This window comes from Ruminiclostridium josui JCM 17888, from assembly GCF_000526495.1.
Lineage (GTDB): Bacteria > Bacillota > Clostridia > Acetivibrionales > DSM-1351 > Ruminiclostridium > Ruminiclostridium josui.
This window is the reverse complement of sequence record NZ_JAGE01000001.1, coordinates 2724421-2749857: the sequence shown is the minus strand read 5'-3', so window position 1 is coordinate 2749857 and position 25437 is coordinate 2724421. Positions and strand designations below refer to the sequence as shown.

Annotated in this window: 23 protein-coding genes and 1 other annotated feature; of the genes, 2 read left to right on the top strand and 21 right to left on the bottom strand. The window is 35.9% G+C overall.

Annotated features, from left to right (window positions below; all coding sequences use genetic code 11):
* Window positions 1–4 precede the first annotated feature (4 nt).
* From K412_RS0112635 to K412_RS0112575, 13 genes are all read right to left on the bottom strand, one after another.
* On the bottom strand, window positions 5–1246 hold the full coding sequence (locus K412_RS0112635; protein ID WP_024833455.1) for a CdaR family protein: 1242 nt from the start codon (window positions 1244–1246) through the stop codon (window positions 5–7).
* On the bottom strand, window positions 1243–2118 hold the full coding sequence (cdaA, locus tag K412_RS0112630) for a diadenylate cyclase CdaA (RefSeq protein ID WP_024833454.1): 876 nt from the start codon (window positions 2116–2118) through the stop codon (window positions 1243–1245). The genes K412_RS0112635 and cdaA overlap by 4 nt, the downstream gene beginning before the upstream one ends.
* 138 nt (window positions 2119–2256) lie before the next feature.
* On the bottom strand, window positions 2257–2361 hold the full coding sequence (locus K412_RS0112625; RefSeq protein ID WP_024833453.1) for a hypothetical protein: 105 nt from the start codon (window positions 2359–2361) through the stop codon (window positions 2257–2259).
* Between the two features lie 16 nt (window positions 2362–2377).
* On the bottom strand, window positions 2378–4306 hold the full coding sequence (locus tag K412_RS0112620) for an NAD(+) synthase (protein ID WP_024833452.1): 1929 nt from the start codon (window positions 4304–4306) through the stop codon (window positions 2378–2380).
* 125 nt (window positions 4307–4431) lie between these two features.
* Window positions 4432–5802, bottom strand: a complete 1371-nt coding sequence (locus K412_RS0112615) for an aminotransferase class V-fold PLP-dependent enzyme (protein ID WP_034847500.1) — start codon at window positions 5800–5802, stop codon at window positions 4432–4434.
* A 146-nt stretch (window positions 5803–5948) separates the two neighbouring features.
* Entirely contained in the window at window positions 5949–7664 is a 1716-nt protein-coding gene (locus K412_RS0112610; RefSeq protein WP_024833450.1) for a prenyltransferase/squalene oxidase repeat-containing protein, read from the bottom strand.
* Window positions 7665–7678: 14 nt separating this feature from the next.
* The gene (locus tag K412_RS21380) at window positions 7679–8515 is read right to left on the bottom strand and encodes a S8 family peptidase (protein ID WP_024833449.1); all 837 of its coding nucleotides are present in this window, start codon (window positions 8513–8515) and stop codon (window positions 7679–7681) included.
* A 139-nt stretch (window positions 8516–8654) separates the two neighbouring features.
* On the bottom strand, window positions 8655–11306 hold the full coding sequence (locus K412_RS0112600; protein ID WP_024833448.1) for a valine--tRNA ligase: 2652 nt from the start codon (window positions 11304–11306) through the stop codon (window positions 8655–8657).
* 33 nt (window positions 11307–11339) lie between these two features.
* Window positions 11340–11579, bottom strand: a complete 240-nt coding sequence (locus K412_RS0112595; protein ID WP_024833447.1) for a hypothetical protein — start codon at window positions 11577–11579, stop codon at window positions 11340–11342.
* A 42-nt stretch (window positions 11580–11621) separates the two neighbouring features.
* Window positions 11622–11867 (bottom strand) — a binding site (T-box leader).
* Between the two features lie 60 nt (window positions 11868–11927).
* Window positions 11928–12176, bottom strand: coding sequence for a hypothetical protein (locus K412_RS0112590; protein WP_024833446.1), 249 nt, complete (start codon window positions 12174–12176; stop codon window positions 11928–11930).
* 67 nt (window positions 12177–12243) lie between these two features.
* The gene (locus K412_RS0112585) at window positions 12244–13293 is read right to left on the bottom strand and encodes an AI-2E family transporter (protein WP_024833445.1); all 1050 of its coding nucleotides are present in this window, start codon (window positions 13291–13293) and stop codon (window positions 12244–12246) included.
* Between the two features lie 90 nt (window positions 13294–13383).
* On the bottom strand, window positions 13384–13563 hold the full coding sequence (locus K412_RS0112580) for a YtxH domain-containing protein (protein ID WP_024833444.1): 180 nt from the start codon (window positions 13561–13563) through the stop codon (window positions 13384–13386).
* 17 nt (window positions 13564–13580) lie between these two features.
* A complete protein-coding gene (locus K412_RS0112575; RefSeq protein ID WP_024833443.1) occupies window positions 13581–14126 on the bottom strand; it encodes a PRC-barrel domain-containing protein in 546 nt (181 codons plus the stop codon).
* 204 nt (window positions 14127–14330) lie between these two features.
* Between K412_RS0112575 and K412_RS0112570 the strand changes: the two genes are divergently transcribed.
* Complete coding sequence (locus tag K412_RS0112570) at window positions 14331–15635, top strand: DUF1015 domain-containing protein (protein WP_024833442.1); 1305 nt, start codon at window positions 14331–14333, stop codon at window positions 15633–15635.
* 87 nt (window positions 15636–15722) lie between these two features.
* Here K412_RS0112570 and K412_RS0112565 read toward each other — a convergent pair whose 3' ends face one another.
* Both K412_RS0112565 and K412_RS0112560 read right to left on the bottom strand, forming a co-directional pair.
* Window positions 15723–17588, bottom strand: coding sequence for an ABC transporter ATP-binding protein (locus K412_RS0112565; protein ID WP_024833441.1), 1866 nt, complete (start codon window positions 17586–17588; stop codon window positions 15723–15725).
* A complete protein-coding gene (locus tag K412_RS0112560; RefSeq protein WP_024833440.1) occupies window positions 17585–19852 on the bottom strand; it encodes an ABC transporter ATP-binding protein in 2268 nt (755 codons plus the stop codon). Before K412_RS0112560 ends, K412_RS0112565 begins: the two co-directional genes overlap by 4 nt.
* Before the next feature lie 288 nt (window positions 19853–20140).
* Between K412_RS0112560 and K412_RS0112555 the strand changes: the two genes are divergently transcribed.
* Window positions 20141–20587 carry a MarR family winged helix-turn-helix transcriptional regulator gene (locus K412_RS0112555; RefSeq protein WP_024833439.1) on the top strand — a complete coding sequence of 149 codons (447 nt, stop codon included), beginning with the start codon at window positions 20141–20143 and terminating at the stop codon, window positions 20585–20587.
* Window positions 20588–20934: 347 nt separating this feature from the next.
* Here K412_RS0112555 and K412_RS0112550 read toward each other — a convergent pair whose 3' ends face one another.
* The 6 genes from K412_RS0112550 to K412_RS0112525 form a co-directional block, all read right to left on the bottom strand.
* The gene (locus tag K412_RS0112550; RefSeq protein WP_024833438.1) at window positions 20935–21813 is read right to left on the bottom strand and encodes a tetratricopeptide repeat protein; all 879 of its coding nucleotides are present in this window, start codon (window positions 21811–21813) and stop codon (window positions 20935–20937) included.
* An 86-nt stretch (window positions 21814–21899) separates the two neighbouring features.
* Window positions 21900–22094 (bottom strand): CooT family nickel-binding protein, encoded by a 195-nt coding sequence (locus K412_RS0112545; RefSeq protein ID WP_024833437.1) that lies wholly within the window; start codon window positions 22092–22094, stop codon window positions 21900–21902.
* Window positions 22081–22512, bottom strand: coding sequence for a DUF3842 family protein (locus K412_RS0112540; RefSeq protein ID WP_024833436.1), 432 nt, complete (start codon window positions 22510–22512; stop codon window positions 22081–22083). Before K412_RS0112540 ends, K412_RS0112545 begins: the two co-directional genes overlap by 14 nt.
* Window positions 22513–22704: 192 nt before the next feature.
* Window positions 22705–23466, bottom strand: coding sequence for an energy-coupling factor ABC transporter ATP-binding protein (locus tag K412_RS0112535; protein ID WP_024833435.1), 762 nt, complete (start codon window positions 23464–23466; stop codon window positions 22705–22707).
* An 18-nt stretch (window positions 23467–23484) separates the two neighbouring features.
* A complete protein-coding gene (cbiQ, locus tag K412_RS0112530; protein ID WP_024833434.1) occupies window positions 23485–24282 on the bottom strand; it encodes a cobalt ECF transporter T component CbiQ in 798 nt (265 codons plus the stop codon).
* 22 nt (window positions 24283–24304) lie between these two features.
* On the bottom strand, window positions 24305–25300 hold the full coding sequence (locus K412_RS0112525) for an energy-coupling factor ABC transporter permease (protein ID WP_024833433.1): 996 nt from the start codon (window positions 25298–25300) through the stop codon (window positions 24305–24307).
* Window positions 25301–25437 lie beyond the last annotated feature (137 nt).

Below are 25437 nucleotides of genomic sequence, written 5' to 3'. Positions count from 1 at the left end.
ATTTTCACCTTGTGTCCTGCTGCACATTCTGATTTTCCTCGGCAGTCACTTTTGTTATTTTGACATGTACTTTGGCTTCACCTGACTGAGTAATATTTGCAGGCAATTTTACCTGTAACGGAATACGATGTTCTCCTTCCTTTAGTCCGCTTACATCTACTTTAGCAAACAGCCTATTCAACGTTACATTAGACATGTCTTCCATTTTCCCTTTTAAAACTACCGATACAGGCTCTACAATCTCATAAGCAAGTGTGTTGTCATTTACAGTACCTTCCAGAGTTATATCTCTGGGTTCAAATTTATAGGTCCTTATATCCAAGGGAATAATCTTTACTTCAACACTTACTTCACGAGAAGAACTCACAAGTTTGAGCCCATCTGGTATCTGCAGTAAAACCTGCGTATTTAAAGTTTTATCTGCTTTTTCAATATTTATTGGAACAGTTTTAACCTCGTTTACTTTCTCCATGATATCAGTATCGCCTGTAACTAGTATGCTGTTAGGCTTTACAGAATATTCACCTTCAAGATAATTGTCCGCTGGAGTACCCTGTGTAATTGGAATAACCGGTACTCTTTTACCTACTTCTATCTTTATGTCAACGCTTAATTTTTTCCCAAGTCCCCGCATCTCCACGCCTTTTTTGTCGTATACCTTACATTCCTTCCTGATTTCCAGATTTCTGTCAAGACCAGTTACGTCAACAAAAGCCTTTACGGAGCCAACTGAAGCTACTACAGTGTCAATGTCCTGTATTGATACTGTAGTCGGTTGTGCAGTCTTAGAGATTATCTCATATCCTGCGGAAAGTTTACCAGTGGTTTCAATCTGAACTATAAATGGATTCTCTTCTATACGTGCCAAATCAAGTGTAATTGTTTTTGGCTTAAGCTCTATATTCTTTGGATTAATTCTTTCCCTGCCCAGATAAACAGGCGGTTCCAAAGCAATAACCTTGTCATTTACACTTTTAACTTTTGACAAATCAAGAGTTACTTCAAAATCAGTGTCCTTTATATTATCAAGAACATCTCCCTTGTCCCTTACATCAACAACAACGTATTTGTTAAAGTTTCTGCTGTTCAAAACAAGTCCTTGTGATTTAAGACTCTCCTCATTAATAACATTTAATGGAACAGTATAATGTTCTGTCTGTACAGGATTAATTGCAAACCACAGAAATATAGCAAATATTATTGAAAATATTTTTAATGTTAGATCTTTCTTCAGGAATTCTTTCACTTTGATTTCCCCTTCCAAAGTGCCAGCTTCTTGTTTACAGACTTCTTTTCCAGTAAATTTTTATTCAGCGCCTTTCGTAAAATATCAGGCGTAAGATTTCTGGTCAAACCGCCGTTTAAGGCATAAGATATTTTTCCTGTTTCTTCGGATACAACTACCGATATGCAGTCAGACACCTCTGTAATTCCCAGCGCAGCCCTGTGTCTGGTCCCAAGTTCTTTACTAAGATTTGGATTGTCGGTAAGAGGAAGAAAACATGCTGCTGATTTCAATTTATTGTTTCGCAGAATTAATGCTCCGTCATGCAACGGTGTATTGGGTGTGAATATATTTATTATCAATTCGGCACTGACACTTGAATCAAGCCGTGTTCCGGTATTTATTATTTCACCGAGTTTTGTTTCACGTTCAACTACAATGAGAGCTCCGGTCTTTGTTCTTGACAGTTCGGTACACGCTTTTACTATTTCTTCTATAGTAAAAGTTGTATGTATGGTGGCATCCTTTTCATCAAAACTAAAGAAGCCTTTAAAGTTGCTTCTACCAATCTGTTCAAGCCCACGCCTTAACTCCGGCTGAAATACAACTACCAGGGCAAATCCCGCAAGTTCTATTGTTCTGTTCAGTATATAAGCTAGTGTGCGTAATTTAAGCCAGTCACTGAGCATTGCTACAATGAGTATTACAACAATACCCTTTACCAACTGCCACGCTCTTGTCTCCTTTACAAGCTGTATCAGCTTATAAGTAAGATAAGAAACAATACTTACGTCAACTAATGAGCGCAGTATTTCCAATGGCTGGGTAAATGGGACATATACAGATAAAAAATCCAAAATGCTTTTAAAATTAACAGCAACAGTGTCCAGCAAACAATTCACACCCTTGTAGAATACAATACTTTTACGGAAAAATACAAAATCACATAATAATTTTATTATATTTACCACATTCGTAAAATGGGTAAAATTGACTAAATTTTACGGTTTTATAAAGCTATTTTTATAATACTACTGTCCTGAAGTAATAATTGAAAATCCAGCCACACCCAATGTTGTAATCAGCATAATAATAGCCAGTACCAAAGCAACCCTTTTAACCCATTTCTTTTGCATAATAACCTCCTAAAACTTATAAATCAGTTAATTTATTTAACCATATTCCCACATCGGCATCACTAGGCATTCGCCAGTCACCTCGTGGAGAAAGACTAATTGAACCCACTTTTGGACCATCCGGCAGACATGAACGCTTGAACTGCTGGCTAAAGAACCTGCGTAAGAATGTTTCAAGCCATTTCTTTATAATAGCTTTTTCGTATTTACCCTCAAAAGCCTGCTCAGCAAGCTTGTAAATCTTATCAGGCTCAGCCCCGTATCTTACCAAATGGTAAAGATAAAAATCATGAAGCTCATAAGGTCCTACAATATCCTCTGTCTTTTGTTGTATGCAGCCTTCCTTGTCTGTAGGAAGAAGTTCGGGACTTATGGGAGTGTCCAAAACACTTAACAGTACATTTCTAATGTCATTGTCAAACAAATAGTCTGCACACCATTGCACCAAGTATTTTACCAATGTCTTTGGAACACCTGAGTTTACCCCATACATTGACATATGGTCTCCATTATATGTTGCCCATCCCAATGCCAACTCCGATAAATCACCTGTACCTATAACAAGTCCACCAATCTTATTTGCCATATCCATCAATATCTGAGTTCGTTCTCTAGCCTGAACATTCTCATAGGTGACATCATAATTTAAAGGATCATGGCCAATATCCTCAAAGTGCTTTAAACAAGCTTCCTTTATATCTATACGATGAGTTGTGACATTCATCAGCCTCATGAGTTCCAAGGAATTACCCAGTGTATTTGCTGAGGTTCCGAATCCGGGCATTGTAACTGCGTGAATGTTCTTTCTATCCAATCCCAATCTATCATAGGTCTTTACAATAACCAACAATGCCAAAGTTGAATCAAGTCCTCCGGAAATCCCTATAACACATTTGTCGAGGCCTGTGTGCTTGAGTCTTTTTCCCAAACCTGAAGTCTGAATATTGAATATCTCTTCGCACCTCTTGTTTCTTGCATTTGAATCAGATGGAACAAAAGGATTAGGATCTATCCACCTTAACAGTTTACTGAATTTATGCTCATATACAGTAAATGGTACCTTTCTGAAATTTACATCATTTGTTTTATGCTTAAAAGCCGAATTCTTAAATCTTTCATTTACAAGTCTCTGTATGTCTATATCTGAAATAATCATTTTTTCATCAAATGAAAATCTCTCTGTTTGGGCAAGTACCGAGCCGTATTCACTAATAAGTGAATGTCCTCCGAAAACCAAATCAGTAGTTGATTCATTAGGGCCCGATGATACATAAACATATGCAGCTGAACATTTTGCTGACTGCATCTTTATGAGTTCTTCCCTATATTCATGCTTTCCTACAATATCATTGCTTGCAGACAGATTAAACAAAAGCGTTGCTCCATTGAGAGCCTGATTACAGCTTGGAGGGATTGGAACCCATAAATCTTCACATATTTCTATTCCGAAACACAAACCATCCACGTTTTCGGCTTCAAATAATATGTCAAATCCAAAAGGTACGGTATTTCCAAGTATATTTATTGTTTCGGCAGGCTTGTCTAACCCTGACGAAAACCATCTTGCCTCATAAAACTCGCTGTAATTAGGTATGTAGCACTTTGGGACAACTCCCAGAATCCTTCCACTTTTAATAATTACAGCACAATTGTACAGCCTACTGCCCAAAGCCAGCGGCATACCTAATATTATAACACATCCTAGCTGAGCTGTTTCAGAAATTACTGTCTCCAGAGCACTTAATGCTCTTTTTAGCAAAGTAGTTTGTAAGAACAAATCGCCACAAGTATAGGAAGTAACCGACAGTTCAGGAAACACAACAAATTGTGCACCTTGACTATCAGCTTTTCTGGCTGCCTTTATTATTTCCCCGGCATTAAAATCACAATTCCCTACTTTTAAATCAGGTACTGCTGCTGCAACTCTAACAAATCCATAATTCATTTTTTTATCACCTAAATGTATTTTTATTATTTTTTCCATTTTTACCACAAGCAATACTTGTTTCCCGCTGCGGGCAATACTATGGTTTTATTTAGTGTATCATATTTATGTATTTTTTTGTATATTTAAACTTCGTTTTTGATATTGTATCTACCTCTGGAATTGCTATATTTATCAACATAATATTTTTTATTCAAAGCGACCTGATTGAGAAAGGCAATAAATCTGTCAATTTCGCTAAATTCATTATAAATACCAAAACTAGCCCTAACGATTCCCGGGAATATACTTTTGGGGTCTCTCATCATATCCTCCATATCCTGTGCTGAATATCCCAGTAATCTCTCACAATATGGATGGGCACAGAAAAAGCCGTTCCTTACCGCAATACCTGCTTCATATGATAAAATAGCCGACATCAGTGAGTGGTGTACCCCCTCCATATTAAAGGGAATAACTCCAATAGTCTCTTGAATTTCAGGATGACTATAAAAGGTAATTCCCGGTACAGTTTTCATCTTTTCATAAGCATAATATAACAACGACTTCTCATGCCTAAATATATTGTCCATTCCTAATGAAGTCAATGTTTTGATTGTGGAGATTAATGCTATTATTCCCAACAGATTTGGTGTACTTGCCTCGTCCTTATGCGGGGGCTCCTCCCACCATATTTTATTATGTGTAACCAGGGCTATTGCACTTCCTCCCTGACAATAGGGCAGGCCATTTTCAAATGATGATTTCGGTCCTATCAAGGAGCCGCTGCCATAAGGAGCATACATTTTATGGGCTGAAAATGAGAGATAATCAATATGAGAAACTGTACCAAAAGGCTTCATGTCCACTGGCAAGTGCGGCACCAACTGAGCTCCATCCACGTGTATTTCTGCTCCATGCCTATGTGCCAATGAAGCTATTGCATAAACATCATTTATGTACCCGGTAACATTTGAGGCACCCGTAACCGTTACAAGCCGTACCCTGTTTTTATATTTTTTCAGCTTACTCTCCAAATCATCCATGGACAGTCTTCCAAATTCATCTGTTTCAATATAATCAACAGTGAATTTATCCCGCCAAGGCAGGTCGTTTGCAGCATGTTCCATCCAAGTGGACAGAACTACGTCCTTTCCGTTTTTTTGCTGACTAAGTATGTATGCAAGTATATTTATTGATTCTGTAGCGTTTTTTGTGTACACTACTGTGTCATTGTCACTATCAGCTTTCACAAAATCCTTTATTATCTGGCGTCCCTCTTCATATAAATTCGTTGACACAACAGACTTATACCCCTTACCCCTATGGATAGATGAATACCATGGTATGAAGCTATCCACATCTTTAATCACAGACAAAAAAGGAGGCGTGGTAGCAGCATTGTCAAAATTAATTGCCGTTGTATATGAGCCATTGTCCAGAGGAATTCTTGTATCAACTCCTGCTACAAGATTGCGGTATGGGTTCATGTTTCTATATCGTATATTATTAAGCATAAAAATACTCCTCTCACTTGTTTTAGCTAGTAACAGTATATTGGTTTATAATAAAACTGTTACCAAAGTGAAAAGGAGTATTGAAAAGTTTAATATCTTTTATTATTACCTTGGATAATTGTGTATTGAATAGGTATTCACGAATACTACAGATACTTTTTTAGTCTATTCATTGAATAAACTCCGAAATATATTGATTTAAAGTCGGCGAATTTGTCTTCTCCGCCGTTGTAACAAAATATGCCATTACCATGGTCTGTCTCGCTAAGGACATATTTGCACCAGTTTAAAAAATCAACATCTGAACATTTAGTTTTTAGGTTTAAATTTTCATCCGTACTACTTTCCAGAGCAATAATTAACGCATATAAGGTTTCAATGGAGCAAGGAAATTCATTGAGTACTTCCTTCAAAGTGTCAGTTAAAATCTCTGTAGAATATCTATCAGAACCCTCTAAATTATATAATGAAATAAGAAATAATTTGTAAGCTGCTTTTTCTTTTTTTTGCTTTAAATACTTTTTTGCCATTTCCTTAATGTTTCTTTTTGATTCTGATGGAATACTCTGTCGCAGCTTTGGATCATTCACTAATAATATTAGTGATTTAGCATTACTTTGGTCTAATTTCTTAGTAACATTCTTAATAGCATTATTTCTGGAATTAACTGAAGGCCCATTGATTTCTTTATTAGAATAATTTTGAAGAGCAATATAGTATACGTCAGATTCATTTATAGAATGCTTCTTTAAATAATCTGATATGTCTTTGCTGTAATCAAATCCTAATTCCTTTAAAATTAAATAAGCATAATATGTTGAATCAATACTGCTTTCAACAATTGATGTAGTTATAAACCAATTTGTTGTAACTAATTGGTGTCTCATTATTACGTTAACAAGGCTGTCATAGTTTATATCAATGTTGTAATAGTCGCAAATTTCTGAAACGTCATACGTTACCTGCAAGTCAGTTTGGGACCCTTTCATATAACCATAACCGTTGTCTTTATTTTTTAAGCTACTTATATATACCGCAATATTTTCCTTGGGTATATTATTTTTGAAGTTAAGCTTTTTAACAAACTGGAAGTAAACATTAAAAGCCAGCAAATCTAATTTATCTGTTTTCATCATAGTATTAATTTGATGTTGGTATTTAGTAAAATGTTTATTTGCGTAATTACGTATTTTTTCATCAAAAGTACTATCCTTCATAAGTTGAAGTGTGTTGTATATATTAAGCAAATCACCGTAGTAAATATTTAAATCTTCTGTTTTAAGTTGGTTATTCAAATATTGCTCTATATACTCTTTTACTCCACTAAAGTCATAGTTTTCACTACAATAGTTTAATATTTTAACTGCGCAGTAATTTGATAAAGTATCAGGTTCAATATCCTTATTCATTTTGAAAGTCCCGTTATCTTCTTTTAGTGACATTGTATAGTCGTATATTTTTTGTCTTAAAGAATTATCTGTCTTAATATCATTTTGGAATATCTCACAGTATTGAGACAAATCAAATAATGACGACGTACTTATAACCTGACTAAGGTCATATGCTTTTACATTTGGCATCTCAAAATCGTAGCCTGCTTTTTTCAGGAGCATAACAGAAAAATATGTACTATACATGTCCGGTGTATTTGCCTCTTCATTCCAAAAGCCATAACCGTTGTCATCAGTTTTATAGTATCCTATTTTTTCAGATAATACCTTCAAATCAACCTTTTGTGATTCAAAATTGTATGTATTAGCTCGTAGCTCTGACTTTGTATCACAAGAAGTGAAAATAGTCAGACACATTGAAATCATTAAAATAACACATACTTTTTTGTAAATTAATTGGGACTTTGACATTTAAATATACTCCTTTACATTAAAATACCATTTTTAGAATTTCTCTTAATCAAATCCTTCATTTCTATACTTGAAAACGAGTAATTTTCACCCCAGTAAATGGATAATTGCCCACAAAAAATCGCTGCACTAAAAGACGTTCCGTTAACACTTTCATATTTTAATCCTCCGTTGGTGTCACAACATGGTACTATGATATTCTCACCAGGGGCATAATTATCCGGCTTTTGTACGTTACTTTCGGTTTTGATACTTGAAAAAGCGCTAATTATTGATTCAGTAATATCTTTATCCTGTTTTGGATTGAAGCTAATACTTCCTACAGTTATAACTCTTTCCAAGGATCCCGGAAAAGTAACTAAACCATCCATACCACCTCGGTTACCTGCCGAAGAAACAAATAATACGTTCTTATCTATTAAGTTTTTGATGAGTAAATCCAAGTAATTTATAGTAATAGTAGAATTGATTGTATCAAACCCGAAGGACATACAAGCTATTCTAATATTATACTTTTCTACGTTATTGTCCAACCATAGTAATGCATCAATAAGTGAAGCTAAAACGACATTTCCATTGGAGTCGGCAATTTTTAATACTACCAAATCAGTCTTATCTGATAGCCCCTTATACCTTCCCATGGAGTTTTTTCCATTTCCTGTTATTATTCCGCAAACCTTGGTACCGTGTCCATTATCATCATAGTAATCACCTTTATTATTTATAAAATCTTTAAAATATATGACACTATCAATTATATCAACATTTTTGCTTACTCCAGTATCAAGCACTGCTACAACAGGCGTATGTATGCCTTGATATCCTTTATGATTTTTATAGAAATAATCCATTATTTCACATACTGAAAATCCTGATAAATACTGTTTACATCCATCAGCACTAAAAATAAATGAAAAACAAAAGAACCAGTCTTACCAAACTGACTATTAAGTCTACTTGGATAAAACCGATTCTCTTATGTTATGATACTTACTTTTTCAGGCTTTCCAATCTCTCAACTACCTTGTCGTACATATCCTGGTATTTTGCCTGTTTTGCCTTTTCTTCTTCTATTACCTTTTGTGGAGCTTTTGCAACAAAACCTTCATTGCTGAGCTTTCCTTTTACTCTTTTTAGTTCTCCCTCAAGGTTTTTCTTTTCCTTTTCCAGTCTTTCGATTTCTTTCTCAATGTCTATCAGCTCATCAAGAGGAATGAATATTTCTGCGCCATGAACAACTGCTCCTACCGCATCAGAAGGAATTCCTTCTTTGTTAAGCTGTACTGTTACATCAGATGCACTTGCAAGTCTCTGGAAGAAAGAAGTTCCCTCTGTCAGAGTAGCTTTTTCTGTTTCACCAGCTGCAACAAATATAATCTTTGCTTTTCTTGAAGGCGGAACATTCATTTCAGCACGGGTATTTCTTATGCTTCTAATGGCATCCATGATGATGGCCATTTTTGCTTCGTCTTCTGCAAAATTCAGTTCTTCGCTGTACTCCGGCCATTGGGAAATCATTATGCTTCTGCCGTCATTAATCAGGTGTGTGTAGATTTCCTCAGTTACAAAAGGCATGTACGGATGCAGCAGCTTCATAGCGTTTCCAAGAACAAAGTTTAGAACATACTGAGCTTCCAGCCTTCCTTCGCTTTCCCTGTCATAAAGTTTTGGCTTAACCATCTCGATGTACCAGTCACAGAACTCTTCCCATATAAAGTCGTATACTTTCTGCAAACCGAGGCCAAGCTCGAACTTCTCAATATTTTCAGTAACCTCTTTAGTTACTGTATTTATTCTGCTCAAAATCCATTTATCTGCAATAGAAAATTTCTTCTTGTCTACCTTGCTAAAATCAAGGTCTTCATCAAAATTCATAAGAACGAATCTTGATGCATTCCATACCTTGTTAGCAAAGTTTCTTGCAGATTCAACCTTTTCAGGAGAGAATCTCAAATCATTTCCTGGTGAGTTTCCAATTGTAAGAGCAAATCTCAATGCATCTGTACCGTACTGGGCTATTACCTCCAAAGGGTCTATTCCATTTCCAAGGGATTTACTCATCTTTCTCCCCTGTGAATCCCTCACAATACCATGTATGAATACATACTTGAAAGGCTCCTGCTTCATATGCTCCATACCTGAGAATATCATTCTTGCAACCCAGAAGAATATTATATCGTAGCCTGTTACCAGTACATCTGTAGGATAAAAATATTCCAAATCTTCTGTTTTTTCAGGCCAGCCTAGTGTTGAAAAAGGCCACAATGCTGAACTGAACCATGTATCCAGTGTATCCGGGTCCTGTTCAATTCTTTTGCTTCCGCATTTGGAACAAGTATCAGGAGCAGTTTCCTGAACCATCATATGTCCGCATTCCTGACAATAGTATGCAGGAATTCTGTGTCCCCACCAAAGCTGTCTTGAAATACACCAATCCTGAATATTTTCCATCCAGTTAAAGTATATTTTTGAAAATCTCTCAGGTACAAATTTGATTGTTCCATTTCTTACAACATCTATAGCCGGTTCAGCCAATGGCTTCATACGAACATACCACTGTTTTGAAATAAGAGGTTCAACAACTGTTTTACATCTCTGGCAAGTACCTACATTATGTGAATGTGGTTCAATCTTAACCAGAAGTCCCAGCTTCTCCAAATCCTCTACCATTTTCTTTCTGGCTTCGTACCTATCCATGCCCTTGTATTGTCCTGCGTTTTCATTCATTATGGCATTGTCATTCATTATCCTTATCTGAGGCAGATTGTGACGAAGGCCAACTTCATAGTCATTTGGGTCATGAGCAGGTGTTATCTTAACGCAGCCTGTACCGAATTCCTTATCAACATAAGAGTCAGCTATTACAGGTATCTCTTTGTTTACCAAAGGCAGAATCAAGGTTTTTCCTACCAAGTGCGTGTATCTCTCATCTTCAGGATTTACTGCTACAGCAGTATCACCCAAGAGAGTTTCAGGACGGGTAGTTGCAATTATTACAAATTCATCAGAGTCCTTTACAGGATACTTGATATGCCAGAAGTTTCCCGCCTGTTCCTCATACTCAACTTCTATATCTGATATTGAAGTATTACACTTAGGACACCAGTTTGTAATTCTTTCACCCTTGTATATAAGTCCTTTATCATAGAGCTTCAGAAAAACTTCCTGAACTGCTTTGGAAAGTCCCTCGTCCATTGTAAAACGTTCACGTTCCCAATCGCAGGAGCTTCCAAGTTTTTTTAGCTGTTCAACTATCCTGCTGCCATAAACTTTTTTCCATTCCCAAGCCTTTTCAAGAAATTTCTCACGTCCAAGGCTATCCTTTGATATCCCCTCTTTTGCCAATGCATCAACTAGCTTTGCTTCTGTTGCAATACTGGCGTGGTCAGTTCCCGGAAGCCACAATGCACAGTAGCCCTGCATTCTCTTTGTTCTTATAAGAATGTCCTGTAGAGTATTATCAAGAGCATGCCCCATATGAAGCTGCCCTGTTATGTTTGGCGGAGGAATCACAATTGTAAAAGGTTTTTTGCTCTTGTCAGCTACTGCATGGAAATAACCTTCATCCATCCATTTTTTATATAGCCGGTCCTCAACCTGTCCCGGATCGTATTGTTTAGCTATGTTTTGCTTTTCATCCATAAAAACAACCTCCTCTTCATTCTAAAATAACAACTATCTGAAAATAACTAATAAAGCAATTCCTGGTGTTGCCACAAGATATCCTGATATTTTTATATTAAAAACAGCCTTGTTAAACTTATATTCCTCAACTTCCTCTGCGGTCATTTCTGCTTCATGCTCACAAGTCTGTTTTTTTGCCAAATCAAACTTTCTCACTATTGTTTTTGCCATATAAACACTAATAAATCCAATAGCCATTAAGACCAAAGCCAATATTTCAATAGGTTTCATATGCTTTCTCCTTTCTCAGTTATATAAAAAAACTCCGTCCAATATTTGGACGAAGTCTTATTTCGCGGTACCACCAAAATTCACGAATAAATGTTATAGGTCAAAATCCTATAAATTTATTGATGATCTTTAAACGAGTTAACGTTCGCAACTCCGCTGCAGCCTACTATTACTTCGGTGCAGAGCTCCCAAGCTACCTTCTACAGTTCAGATCCGAAGCTTTTCACCAACCGCTTCTCTCTTTGGGTATCAACAAAACTGTATACTCCTCTTGTTCACAGCCTTTATCTCATAGCACTTCTTTATAAAATTTTATTAAATTTATGATATATAATATGAGCATTACTGTCAAGAGTGATTTTCTTTTTCATCATCATTAGTTGTAATATCCGTTTTTTCATTAGTTGATGAACTGTTATCTCTTTTTGTGTCACTGAAAAGCAGCGCAAAAGCCAGAATCATAAGCACCATACCCACATTATTTACTGTTTTGGGGTTCAAATTGAAGGAAAAAATTCTGTCAAGTATACCATATAAAATCAATAATCCAGCTATTACAACAATTATAATTAATTTAGTCTTTCTTTTAAGTTTCATATCTTCTCCGTTTCTGCACTCTTTTTATTTATATAATAAATAATCTTTTTAGTTAAAGCAATATAGTCTATACTATCAAATCTATTATCTTTTTAAGAATGACTTTCAACATTGCCGCCACAGGCACTCCTATCAACATCCCTATTATACCGAAAAATTCTCCCCCCACTAGTACCGCAAGAATTGTTGTCACAGGGTGAAGCCCCAACTTTCCTTCAATAATTTTAGGAGATATAAATGCATTATCAATTTGCTGAACCACTATAAAAACAAGTGCCGCCAAAGCCGCCTTATAGGGCGATTGTAGTAAAGCCACCGCAACTGCCGGTATAGCTCCTAGAAACGGGCCAAAATAGGGAATTATATTTGCCACTCCCCCAAAGAGTCCAAGAACAAATGGATATTTTATTTTTATAAGATAAAGTCCAATAGTTTCCATAATCCCAACAATAAGTGCTGTAGTAAGCTGTCCTTGTATAAAATGGGTAGCTATTGAATTCAATTCTCTGCCTGTATTTATAACATCATTTCTCATTTTCTTCGGAACAAGCATAAGGGTAGAATTTTTTAAAACCTCTGCATCCTTCAAAAAGTAATATGCTATTATCATGGACAGTACTATGTTAAGCATAATTACTATTGAAGAAGCAAGTACAGAGAGTGTTTTCTTCATCACCCTTGCTGCATAAACCTGCAGGAACCCGGCACCATAGTTAATTTCATTGAAAATAAGGTCTTTCACTTCCGGGGGCCATTTACTTGCCTTTATTTTAGATATGCAATTGTTAAAATACTCCCGATAACTACTTGTAATATTGGGTAAAGTTTTAAAAAGCTCCTTTCCGTTACTTAAGACTTCTGGCATAACGTAAATACCAAAAAAAATCAGAGTCAAAGCAATAAATATATAAATTAAAATTATTGATACGCTTCTTTTTACTCCTTTACGTTCAAATCTTATAACCAGGGGATATATAATGTACGCAATTAAGGAAGCAATAAAAAACGGATAAAGAATCTTAATTATTTTGTCAATATAGAAATAGAAAAATACTGCTGTACCAAGCACTAAAAATATCAATATTATGTAAAGTATTGCTTTTTTTGTCTTAGTCATAGCTCACTCCATTTATGGTATTTGGGGTCTGCTGAATACGGATTTTACAGCAGACCCCTGCCTAATCTTCCAGTATTTTTAATATCCTTTTTACCTGAACATATGAATCATTTCACCAAACATATTGTTTGACCTGTGTAATATTTTTCTCCCAGATTTCATCATTTTTCTCCTCATTCTGGGATCAACTACCTCAGGATTTGTTAAGACACTTATAGAAGCTCCAATTAATCCTCCGACTACCAAACCTTTAGTAAAATTTCTCAACATAAATCACTCCTCCTGTTTTACATTATAGTATCGTTTCCAAGCCGACTTCGTAATCCTCCACCTGTACTTACCATTTCTTCAACTGCCCCGTTTTCAATTAAAATATTACTATTGCTTATTTCAACTTTACCGATAAAAGGTAGGATACTTCTTCCTTTCAAAATATCCTGAACCAAGCCGTCAGAAACCTGCACTCCTTCAACCTTGCCTGTTCTGTAGTCAAAAAGGATATCTTGAACAACCCCTATATCCTCTCCTTGCCTGGTATATATTTTCAATCCCCGAAGCTGTATTTTCTCGCTTTCTTCAAAGGATTTCTTAAACTTTCTGTAATTGAGCAGACAGTCCGGACTACTAACTATCAATGCATCATTACCCAGACTCAAAACATCATGCAGCATTACCACGTTACCTTTTACAGGATTACTTCCTTTTTCCATTACAAAAGCTACTACGCCCTTATTTTCTCTGGAAAATATTACATCCTTTAGATTTCCTATTTTTAATCCATTGCTTGCACTTATTACTGGCAGTCCTAATACATGGCTGTACATACTCAACATTCTGCTCACCTGCACTTTGTTGTTCTTCTATCACAAATTTGTACACACATTATTATTTCTTTTATTTTTTAAATCATTCAGAGAAATTGAATAATTAATCAAACCAAAATTTATTATGGAAATGGGTGTGTTAAATTGACTAAAAAGTGCAATTAATGTAGAATTTACATGAACACTTTAATTCGCTAAATTGTGAGGTATATGATGGATAATTACAAAAAAATACTATCAAAATTAGGTTTAAAAATTCCTAAAATCATGCTCCCTGATTCAAAATGTCAACTTGAAAAATGGGCTGTTGTTGCATGTGACCAATATACATCTGAGCGCAGTTACTGGGAAAAAGTTGCAGACATTACTAAGGATAGTCCCTCCACCTATAATATAATATTCCCAGAGGTGTATTTGGAGGATGGTGACAGTGACACCAGAATAAATACCATTAACAGTAACATGGATAACTATATACAATCAGGTACACTAAATGAACTTGATGAATGTTTTATCCTTGTAGACAGGCAAACTTCCCATACCCAGTCCAGAAAAGGGCTTATGGTTGCACTTGATCTTGAATGTTATAGCTATACAAAAGGTTCTTGTACATTGATAAGAGCTACCGAGGGTACAGTCATAGAGAGACTTCCCCCCCGTATAAAAATTCGTCAGAATGCTCCAATAGAACTGCCTCATATTATGGTTCTAATAGACGATCCTGACAAAAAGGTTATTGAACCTCTAGCTCAAAAAGCTGATAAACTTGAAAAACTTTATGACTTCGAGCTTATGATGAACGGAGGACACATAAAAGGGTATCAAGTATCTGACGAAGAAGATCTTTCCTCCGTTGCAGAGGCTCTGTCACAACTTGCTGATTTAAAAAATTTCCGTGAAAAATATGGTCTAGAAAATCAGGAAGATGTACTGCTTTTTGCAGTAGGTGACGGTAATCATTCTCTTGCCTCGGCAAAAGGCCACTGGGAAAACGTAAAATCAGGTCTTTCCTATGAAGAGCAGCAAAATCATCCTGCAAGATATGCATTAGTGGAGTTGGTAAATGTTCATGATGAAGGCCTTGTATTTGAACCTATTCATAGAGTTTTGTTTAATGTAGATGCAAAAAACCTTTTAAATGAATTTTCTGCTTACTACCAAAACAATACATGTAGTAAAAATTCAAAACCACATGTATTTAAGTACATAACCTCAGAAGGCTCAGGAGAAATTACAATTAATAATCCTGTAAGTAATCTGGAAGTAGGTACACTTCAAGCTTTTCTGGATTATTACATAAAAGAACACCCTCAAGTAAAAATAGATTATATTCACGGTGAGGATGTTGTAACAAGACTAGGGTCACAAACTGGAAACCTGGGCATTTATCTGCCCTCAATGAATAAAACAGACCTTTTCAAAACTGTTATTTTAGATGGCGCTTTGCCAAGGAAAACCTTCTCCATGGGAGAAGCGGAAGAAAAACGTTTCTATCTGGAGTGCAGGAAGATAAAGTAACTTTATCCGGTCAAAATTAAGTGGGGCTATCACAAAACAGAAAGCATTCTGTTTTGTGATAGCCCCTTATTATTAAATGTTTGTATTTTATGATGCTTCCTCAGTTTCAAACTGACTGTTGTACAATGAGGCATAGAAACCGTTTGCAGCAAGGAGTTCCTCATGGTTACCCTGCTCTGCGATATCTCCGTCCTTCATAACCAGAATCAAGTCTGCATCTCTGATTGTTGACAGTCTGTGAGCAATGATAAAACTTGTTCTATCCTTCATTAAGTTTTCCATAGCCTTTTGTATCAATACTTCCGTACGTGTATCAACTGAGCTGGTTGCTTCATCCAGAATAAGAATCTTAGGATTTGACAAAATAGCTCTGGCTATTGTAAGTAGCTGTTTCTGACCTTGTGATACATTGCTGGCCTCTTCATTCAAAATCATGTTATAGCCTTCCGGAAGCGTCTTTATAAAGTGGTGGGCATGCGCTGCCTTGGCTGCTTCCTTAACCTCTTCATCAGTTGCATCCAATCTTCCGTAACGGATATTTTCCATTATACTTCCATTAAACAGCCATGTATCCTGAAGAACCATTCCAAACAAATCACGTAAATCATTTCGTTTGAAATCATTAATATTAATACCGTCAATAAATATGCCACCGCTGTTTAAATCATAAAAGCGCATTAAAAGTTTAACCATTGTTGTCTTACCTGCTCCTGTAGGACCAACTATAGCCACTCTTTGACCCGGTTTTACCTTTGCTGAGAAGTCATTGATTATGATTTTCTCAGGATTGTATCCAAAGTGAACATTTTTAAATTCAACTTCGCCTCTAATATTTGAAGTATCCGCAGGGTTTGAAATATCCTCTACTTCTTCCTCTTCTTCAAGGAAAGCAAAAACTCTTTCGGCAGCAGCTGCTGTGGACTGAAGAACATTTGCAATCTGTGCCGCCTGACCTATTGGCTGTTGGAATGTACGAACATATTGAATGAATGAAACAATATCTCCAACCTCAATTTTATTCTTGATTGTAAGCCATCCACCCAGTATAGTTACCAAAACATAACCTATATTTCCTACAAACATCATTATTGGTGGCATCATACCGGAAAGAAACTGTGATTTCCAAGCTGATTTATACAGTGTATCATTGAGACTGTCAAACTGTTCAATTGCTTTTTTCTCACCGTTAAAGGCCTTCATTATGTTGTGTCCGCTATATATTTCTTCAACATGACCGTTAACATGGCCTAAATATTCCTGTTGATCTTTAAAGTACTTCTGTGACTTTTTAACAATTACAGATATTAGAATAACTGATAAAGGTATTATAAGTACAGATGCTAATGTCATAATCCAGCTTATTGACAACATCATTATCAATACGCCAATAAGTAATGTAAAAGAAGAAAACATCTGTGACAAGCTTTGATTTAATGTTTGGCTAACAGTATCAATATCATTTGTAACTCTTGATAAAACTTCTCCATGAGTAACTTTGTCAAAAAACTTTAATGGCATGCGGTTTATTTTCTGAGAAATATTTTTTCTCATACTATACGAAACCTTCTGTGCTACTCCTGCCATTACATAACCCTGCACGAATGAGAATATAGCACTTATCGCATACAAGCCTATAAGAAATAATAGTGTTTCTCCAATATATTCAAAGTCAATTCCATTACCTGTACCACTGACTTTATCCACCAAACCAAGATAAATCTTTGTAACCGCTTTTCCCAATATCTTTGGTCCTACAATGGAAAATGCGGCACTGCCCACAGCAAATATAAGCACTATTATAATAGAGAATCTGTAGGGTTTCATATAGGTTAGCAATTTTTTCATTGTACCTTTAAAGTCCTTGGCCTTTTCTGTTTTCATTCCCATTGGACCACGACCGCCCATAAACCCTTGTTTTTTTGTTCTCTCATGCTTTACTGATTTTCCACTCATGCCAATTCCTCCTTTGATAACTGAGATAAGGCAATCTGTTTATAAACATCACAAGTTTCCATTAGTTCCTTATGAGTTCCAATACCTACAACCTGGCCTTCATCCAGAACAAGTATCTGATCCGCAGACATTACAGTGCTTATTCTCTGTGCTACAACAAGTACTGTTGCGCCCTCTGTCTTTTCTTTAAGTGCCTTTCTTATTGCTGCATCTGTTTTAAAGTCCAATGCAGAAAAACTATCATCAAATATAAATATTTCAGGTTTTTTAACAAGAGCACGTGCTATTGAAAGTCTTTGCTTCTGTCCACCAGACACATTGGTACCGCCTTGTGATATTTCAGTCGCAAAGCCTTCTTCCTTCTCACTTATAAAGTCCATAGCTTGTGCGATTTCAGAGGCAGTTCTGATATCTTCTTCTGTTGCTGACTCATTACCGTATTTAAGGTTACTTTCAATTGTACCTGAAAACAAAATTCCTTTTTGTGGTACATAACCAATTTTCTCTCTTAAATCATGTTGGGAAACATCTCTAATATCAACTCCATCAATAAGAACCTGTCCTTCAGTAACATCATAAAATCTAGGTATCAAATTAATAAGAGTTGATTTTCCACTTCCCGTACTTCCTATAAATGCAGTAGTCTGACCAGGTTTTGCAGTAAAGTTTACGTTAGATATAACATCATCCTCTGCACCGGGATATTTAAATGAAACATTTTTAAATTCTACAGTACCCTTCATTCCACTCACAAAATCTTTTGATACTGCAGGGTCTTTAATGGAGCCTTTTGTGTCTATAATTTCTCCTATACGCGCTATTGAAACTGATGCACGAGGTAGAATTATGGATACTATTGAAATCATCAGGAAGGCCATTATAATCTGCATAGCATATTGTATAAATGCCATCATATTACCAACTTGCATATTCCCCAAGTCTATCTGGTGTGCACCTACCCACACTATCAATATCATAACACCATTCATTATAAGCATCATTGCAGGCATCATTGCTGACATGATTCTACCAACAAATAGATTTGTTCTTGTAAAATTGGTATTTGCCTGTTCAAATTTTTCCTCTTCAGTTTTCTGTGTACCGAAAGCTCTGATTACTAGCATACCGGTCAAGGCTTCACGTGTTACAAGGTTTAGTTTATCAACCAACTTTTGCATACTTTTGAATTTTGGCATTGCAACAGCAAATAGTATTACAACTAAAACCATTATAGCCAAAACGGCAACACCTATTACCCATGTCATGTTGGTATCGGTATTCAAAACCTTTATAACACCGCCTATACCTAAGATAGGTGCGTAGAACACTATGCGCAGAAGTATAACCAGAAAAATCTGTACCTGCTGTATGTCGTTGGTGCTTCTTGTAATAAGAGAAGATGTTGAGAATTTATCAAACTCGGCATTTGAGAATCCAACTACATTTTCAAATACATTTTTTCTTAGGCTACTGCTGACACTAGCTGCTACTACTGCTGCCATCAAACCAACCGTAACAGTAGCGGCCATACTGATAAGAGATATAAGAAGCATCTTCAAACCGGCTATAATTATATAGTTTGATTGAAGATTTCCAGTGTCTCTACCTAGGGCTTTATATTCCCCTTGAACGTATTTAACTGCACCCTGAGTGATTATGCTGTCAGGCATAGCAGCAAATTTATCATTTACCGTTTTCATCATACCATCTAATTGTTCTTTGGGAAGCTGCGCAATAACAGTAAATGGGTCTGTTCCTGGGGGAACATTGGCAAATAATTTCTCCATCTCACTGTTATTAGCTGTATCACTATTACTTTCCGATGAGTTATCCGACATTTTGATTGTGCCTTCGATAGCACCTACAAACAGCATTGGCTTTCCAACAGCAGTATTTATCTTGTCAATAACCTCACTGTCCTTTGTATTCAGTTTGTAAACATCGGTATTATTAATTTCAGGATATTTTTTTGAATACTTATCCATATCATCCTGAGATGCTTTACCTTTTTCAATTAAAGCATAATTGTCTAAAACTATTTTTTTATCATTTTCATCCATAAAAAAAGTTATTTTGTCCATCTCAGTTTTTCTGATTATATCAGGTACGGCATTTTTAATACCTCCCTGTTGAATACCTACATTTACAATGTCAGACATATAGTCCGGCAAAGATAAATCACAATATGCTTGGACAAATAATAATATCACTATGCCAAGAATTGATAGTATATGAGGTTTCAAATGTCTCATTAACTTTCCCATGTATTACTCCTTTCTGCAACAGGGTAAAGTCTTGCCGTAAATCAAATTTATATTCAAGACCATATCCAATTTACCTTTATATTATGTATATTATTAGTAATTCATTTTTTAATTATATTTATATAACTATTCTATGTCAATAACAATTTGATTGTATTACTAATTCAAATCGTTTATAATTACAATATAAAATGATACTACTATATTCAAATAAATATACGCAGATATTTATTCTATGTCTTGTTTGTTGAAATATAGTGGTTTACTTAACTAAAAGGAGTTAGTGGAATGTTACCCGAAGAAGAAATTAACAGTGTATCGGATGATTTGTTTTTACTTGTACTTAATTTAAGCAGCAGAATATTTAATCCATCGGCTATGTTTAAAGGACTGCCCATTCCGCCGTCCCATACCAAAGTACTGTTCAGGTTGGCAAAAATCGGTCCATGTCCGGTATCTCAGTTGGCCAATGACTTGATAATTTCAAGGCCAAATATGACACCCATTATTGACAAGCTTATTGCCGAAGGTTATGCAGACAGATATGATAATCCCAATGACAGAAGAATAATAATGGTTAAATTGACTGAAAAAGCATGTACTTTATTACACGATATTGAAAACAAAGCCAAAAGTTTGTTTATGGAAAAATTATCTAGTCTAGATGATAAGGACTTGACTAAACTTAAAAATATTGTGCCTGAATTAAATAATATTATTTTGAAAATAAAATAGTGATTTTCAAGTCTTATATATATTTATTAACAAAAATCCCGACGGAATATATCCGCCGGGATTTTTGCCAAATAATAAATCAGATGTCAATGCTTTTAATTAATTATATTTGATCTCCAAATAAGCAACGTATGCATTTACGTAGAGTTATCTGAAGTACAAATCAAATGATATCTTCAAATATAAAATTACCATATATAATATTATTTGTAAATAATATTATTGTAATTTATTGAACTTTATTGTAAATTATTGATTTTGATTGTAATATCTTGAACTTTACTGTAAATAATTGCATTTGCAATTCATAATAAAAAAACCTAATGAATTAGGTTTTTTATATATTTCTAAACATATGCAAATCTTTTTTTATACAATTCCATTTCCCTTAAAGGGTCTATTTCATTATCGGTTTTCATGAATTCTTCCAACTCACTGCTTAAATCTGTTGCGGTAATTAAATCGGTTAAGGCAAGATTCAGCTCACCCGTATGAACGTAAAAACAAGCTCTGTTGTAGTACAAAAAAGAAGCATCAGCATTATATCTTATCCCATTTGAAATAACCTCTATTGCTTTCTCTATGTCGTTTTCCTCCATATATATAAGAGAAAGATTCAGATAGCTATAAGGATATCTGGGGTTCTTTTCTATAGATGTATTATAATATGCTATAGCCTTCTGAGTATAGCCAAGCCTATTCATAATTACTCCTGCATTAAAAAGCGCCTTAAAATGGTCGGGCTCCAGTTCCAAACCTCTTCTTATAGCAATCAGGGCTTTGTCATACTTCCCCATTTCTTCGTAAACGGCAGCAAGATTGTTGTATGCCCAGAAATGGTACGGCTCAAGTTCTGCTGCCTTTTTGTAGTACTCAGCTGCTTCTTCTTTTCGCCCGCCCTCATCACATGAGTTGGCAAGAAAAAAATATGCTTTTGCATAATCAGGATTTTTTTCAATGGCCTTTTTGTACATTTCAATAGCTTTATCAAAATCCTTCCTATCATCATATATTATCGCCAAACCGTAATACGCTCTGGCTTCATGTGGATTAATTTCTAAAACTTTTTTGTATGTTTTAATAGCATCTTTCTGTTTTCCAAGTGAATCAAGAGTCACCGCAATATTAAGCAATAAATCTATAAAGTCAACTTCCAAACCTTTTTTTAAACAAATGTTGAGAGCTTTGTTATAAAAATAAAGAGAGAGTTTTGGTACCTTATCCATTACCAACCCTCCGCAAAAACACAAAGTTTTATAACAAACTAAATACAATATTATCACTATCCTATATACCAAAATTGTTTACAATATCAATCAATACTTTCCAAAATAATTCTATGTTCAACTAGCTCCATTTCTTTTATTCTTGCTCTTACAGTCTTTCTTTCATTGTAGATATTTTCCAGTACTATTTCATCTTTATCAGGAATTACTTTGTCCACAGAATCAAGAACAAGAGTCTCCTTACCGTCCTTATCTACAAGATATACATTAGCCTCGCACACTTTTATCACTCCTTATTACGTTTCCAACCATAGCTATTGCATCATCCAAATGATGGGGAAGCGGTTCATCACAAGTTCCAGTCACCATAATATTACATCTATTTAAAGGAATCAATATTTTAACCGCCGGACTTTGTGCAATAGCAGCTGCCATTACAGGTGTAAGTTCGCCCAACATTGAGTTTGCACATACAATCCCTATCGTCCCAATTATTATGTCCACCTTTGACGCATTAATTAAAATTGCATTTTCACCGGAGGCTCCTTCATTTGCCCCTGCCTTTAGCATTAATGATGCAGCAAGTGCATTTGTTCCTAATGCAAGCAGCTCAATTTCATTGCCAAATGAAGCCCGGAGCTTTTCAATAATAAGTTTACCTATGCCTCCGCCTTGACCATCTATAATTGCAATCCGCATATATCCCCCCAACCATTACTATCACACAAAATATATATCGGACAATTCCTCAATAGCAGCTTTAAACTGTTCAGCCTACCATTCATTACAGTCCTCTTATAAGATTGACCTTACAAACATTCTATTATCATTATAAGTAATAAATACATTCTGTAAAGTATTGAACATATTTTTTCTTACATAAACACAAAATCACATAAATTTAGATTTCTTACATATAGGACAGTTTTGCATTGCAAGAGGTATCTCAAGACCGCACCAATCCATAAGAGCACTATCTCCCAAAATATCCACCGTAGACCCATCGGCTGCTATTTTGCCATCTTTTAAAACTATTGTCCTATCACACATATCCATTATCATGTCCAAGTCGTGACTTGTTATAATTTTTGTATGACTGAACCCTTTAAGAATATTCATTACCTTGCGTCTTGCCTTTGGATCCAATGAAGCGGTAGGTTCATCCATTATAAGTATATCAGGCTCCATGGAAATAACCGCTGCTATAGCTGCCAGCTTCTTTTCTCCACCGGAAAGCTTGTATGGAGGACGATCCTTCAGATGAGTTATTCCAACTTCTTCCAAGGCATGATTTACTCTTCGCTCCACCTCTTTTTCATCCAAACGATAGTTCCTTGGCCCAAATGCCACATCATCATATACCGATGTCATAAATAGCTGGTCATCAGGTTCTTGAAATACAAGACCTATACTACGCCTTATATCTGTAAGTGTTTTCTTTGTAACAGGAATATCCCCAACCCTTACGCTCCCTTTCTGAGGAAACAGTATTCCCGTTAATAGGGAAAGCAATGTTGATTTACCGGCTCCGTTGGCTCCAACAACACCTACCGATTCCCCATGTCCAAGCATAAAAGTGACATTGTCAATTACCTGATACCCATCAGGATAATGGAAGCTGACTTCTTCCAATTCTATTTTGTGATGACTCATAAGACCTCCATAAAATTCTCAATGAAAAATCCCCGCTATAACCATGGGTATATTAATCAGTCTTGACATTATAAAAAACGCCACACATACCAACAGATAAATTCCCTCTGCATATCTGAAACTCTTATCTGCTGAAACACTATACTTTCCATTATACCCCTTTAAAACCATAGACTGATATATTATTTGGGCACGGTTAAAGCTCCTTAGAAGCAACTGTCCAATCATTGGGCCCCAAATCTTAATTTTTACGCCTCTTTGACCAGGTGCTCTTAATGTATAACCTTTTATTAGTCTTTCAGCCTCATCCATAAGGACAAAAATATATCTGTATGTCAGCAAAAACAACAGTACAAATATGGATGGTACTTTCACCAGACTCATTGCTCCTGCTATATCATCAATTCCTGTAGATGCAATTAGCAGAAAGCCCGCCGAGACCATAAGTGTACTTTTTATTATAAGGGAAATTAGTGTCAGCCATCCACTTGAAATGGATACAGTTCCAATATAAATGGTATTTTTATCCAATATGGGATTAAGTATTCCGGCCACAATAATAAAAGGTTCTAAAGCCAGAACCCTTTTGATAATCTTACCCACAGGTATTTCGCAAATAATCATGACGGCAGCAGGATACATTATAAACGGAACAAGTGCAAATACCTCATATCTATCAAAGGATGCAAGTATTCCTATATAAGCCAAAGTAACAATGAGTTTTACCAGTGGGTGAATATTATTTATTATATTATCTCTTTTAGATAGTTCATCCAAATGCTTTATTTCATATAATGCTCCTGCTATATCTGTCATAAAACACTCCAAAATTAACTGTTTATTTAGCTTTCTTCCGTTTTATCAGCTTTATCAAGTAGCCAACGGCTAGTACCAAGCCCACGGTAATACCTGAGCCTACCAAGCCGGAAACAACCTTTCCTACAGCTTCATCAGCATTTTCCTGTTTCTTAAAACTATAATCCGGCAACACTGCAATATCCTGTTGCGCTTTTTCAAGGGATTTGTGTACTCTGGTTTCCCCTTTTATTTCTTTATCCCCTGCTACCTTTCCAATTGACCACTCCAAGCCATCGGGATTTGCAGATGCAAAGAGTGATATACCCCCTGCCAGAAGCAATGCAGCAGCAAGAAAACCAACAATCACAGACTTATAACCCTGCTTACTTTTTTCAGCAGGTTGGGTACTAATTATATCAGGTCTTACCTTCCATACAAATGATACTACCCCGGCTGTTACTACACCTTCTACAGCTCCTATTGCCAGATGAATTCCCTGCATGGCAAGTGCAAACTGAGTAAATGGCAACTCTGTTTTCCCTGACAGCAGTGTTTGAATTACCACACTGAAAGCCCCCATCTGTAATGCAGCCACACTGGCCAGAATACTTCCTGTCATTAATCTTGTTCTGGTCAGCCCTTTTTTTGTTATAGTACGGTATATCAGCGGATATGCGATAAAACAGGCAAAAAAACCCATATTTATCACATTACAGCCGTAGGCAAGAAGTCCTCCATCAGCAAAAAACAGTGCTTGTATAAGAAGAATAGCCGCCATTGACAAAAATCCGGCATATGGCCCTAGCAGAATTGCAAGCATTATTGACCCCGCAAGGTGTCCGCTTGAACCTGTTCCCGGTATAGTAAAATTAATCATTTGTGCTGCAAAAACAAAAGCGGACATTACTCCCATTAAAGGAATCTTTTTCTCATCCATGTCCCTTACTTTTTTTATTGAAACTGCCGCTGTTCCAACGGCTGCAGTCATCATTGTACCTCCGACTGCTGGAGACAGCATAAAATCTCCCATATGCATTGCTGATCTTCCCCTTTCACATAATAATAGACCCATAAGGGTATGTAAATTCTAGCCCTTCTTGGGTCTAATTAATTTTAAAATAAATAATAAGTGTTAATCAGGGAGACCTTCTTGATCTCGTTTCATAGCTATTC

Coding starts and splice junctions, on each gene's coding strand:
- K412_RS0112625 (WP_024833453.1), bottom strand. CDS start 2,361: ATGCAAAAGAAATGGGTTAAAAGGGTTGCTTTGGTACTGGCTATTATT.
- K412_RS0112620 (WP_024833452.1), bottom strand. CDS start 4,306: ATGAATTATGGATTTGTTAGAGTTGCAGCAGCAGTACCTGATTTAAAA.
- K412_RS0112615 (WP_034847500.1), bottom strand. CDS start 5,802: ATGCTTAATAATATACGATATAGAAACATGAACCCATACCGCAATCTT.
- K412_RS0112610 (WP_024833450.1), bottom strand. CDS start 7,664: ATGTCAAAGTCCCAATTAATTTACAAAAAAGTATGTGTTATTTTAATG.
- K412_RS21380 (WP_024833449.1), bottom strand. CDS start 8,515: ATGGATTATTTCTATAAAAATCATAAAGGATATCAAGGCATACATACG.
- K412_RS0112600 (WP_024833448.1), bottom strand. CDS start 11,306: ATGGATGAAAAGCAAAACATAGCTAAACAATACGATCCGGGACAGGTT.
- K412_RS0112595 (WP_024833447.1), bottom strand. CDS start 11,579: ATGAAACCTATTGAAATATTGGCTTTGGTCTTAATGGCTATTGGATTT.
- K412_RS0112590 (WP_024833446.1), bottom strand. CDS start 12,176: ATGAAACTTAAAAGAAAGACTAAATTAATTATAATTGTTGTAATAGCT.
- K412_RS0112585 (WP_024833445.1), bottom strand. CDS start 13,293: ATGACTAAGACAAAAAAAGCAATACTTTACATAATATTGATATTTTTA.
- K412_RS0112580 (WP_024833444.1), bottom strand. CDS start 13,563: ATGTTGAGAAATTTTACTAAAGGTTTGGTAGTCGGAGGATTAATTGGA.
- K412_RS0112575 (WP_024833443.1), bottom strand. CDS start 14,126: ATGTTGAGTATGTACAGCCATGTATTAGGACTGCCAGTAATAAGTGCA.
- K412_RS0112570 (WP_024833442.1), top strand. CDS start 14,331: ATGGATAATTACAAAAAAATACTATCAAAATTAGGTTTAAAAATTCCT.
- K412_RS0112565 (WP_024833441.1), bottom strand. CDS start 17,588: ATGAGTGGAAAATCAGTAAAGCATGAGAGAACAAAAAAACAAGGGTTT.
- K412_RS0112560 (WP_024833440.1), bottom strand. CDS start 19,852: ATGGGAAAGTTAATGAGACATTTGAAACCTCATATACTATCAATTCTT.
- K412_RS0112555 (WP_024833439.1), top strand. CDS start 20,141: ATGTTACCCGAAGAAGAAATTAACAGTGTATCGGATGATTTGTTTTTA.
- K412_RS0112550 (WP_024833438.1), bottom strand. CDS start 21,813: ATGGATAAGGTACCAAAACTCTCTCTTTATTTTTATAACAAAGCTCTC.
- K412_RS0112540 (WP_024833436.1), bottom strand. CDS start 22,512: ATGCGGATTGCAATTATAGATGGTCAAGGCGGAGGCATAGGTAAACTT.
- K412_RS0112535 (WP_024833435.1), bottom strand. CDS start 23,466: ATGAGTCATCACAAAATAGAATTGGAAGAAGTCAGCTTCCATTATCCT.
- cbiQ (WP_024833434.1), bottom strand. CDS start 24,282: ATGACAGATATAGCAGGAGCATTATATGAAATAAAGCATTTGGATGAA.
- K412_RS0112525 (WP_024833433.1), bottom strand. CDS start 25,300: ATGCATATGGGAGATTTTATGCTGTCTCCAGCAGTCGGAGGTACAATG.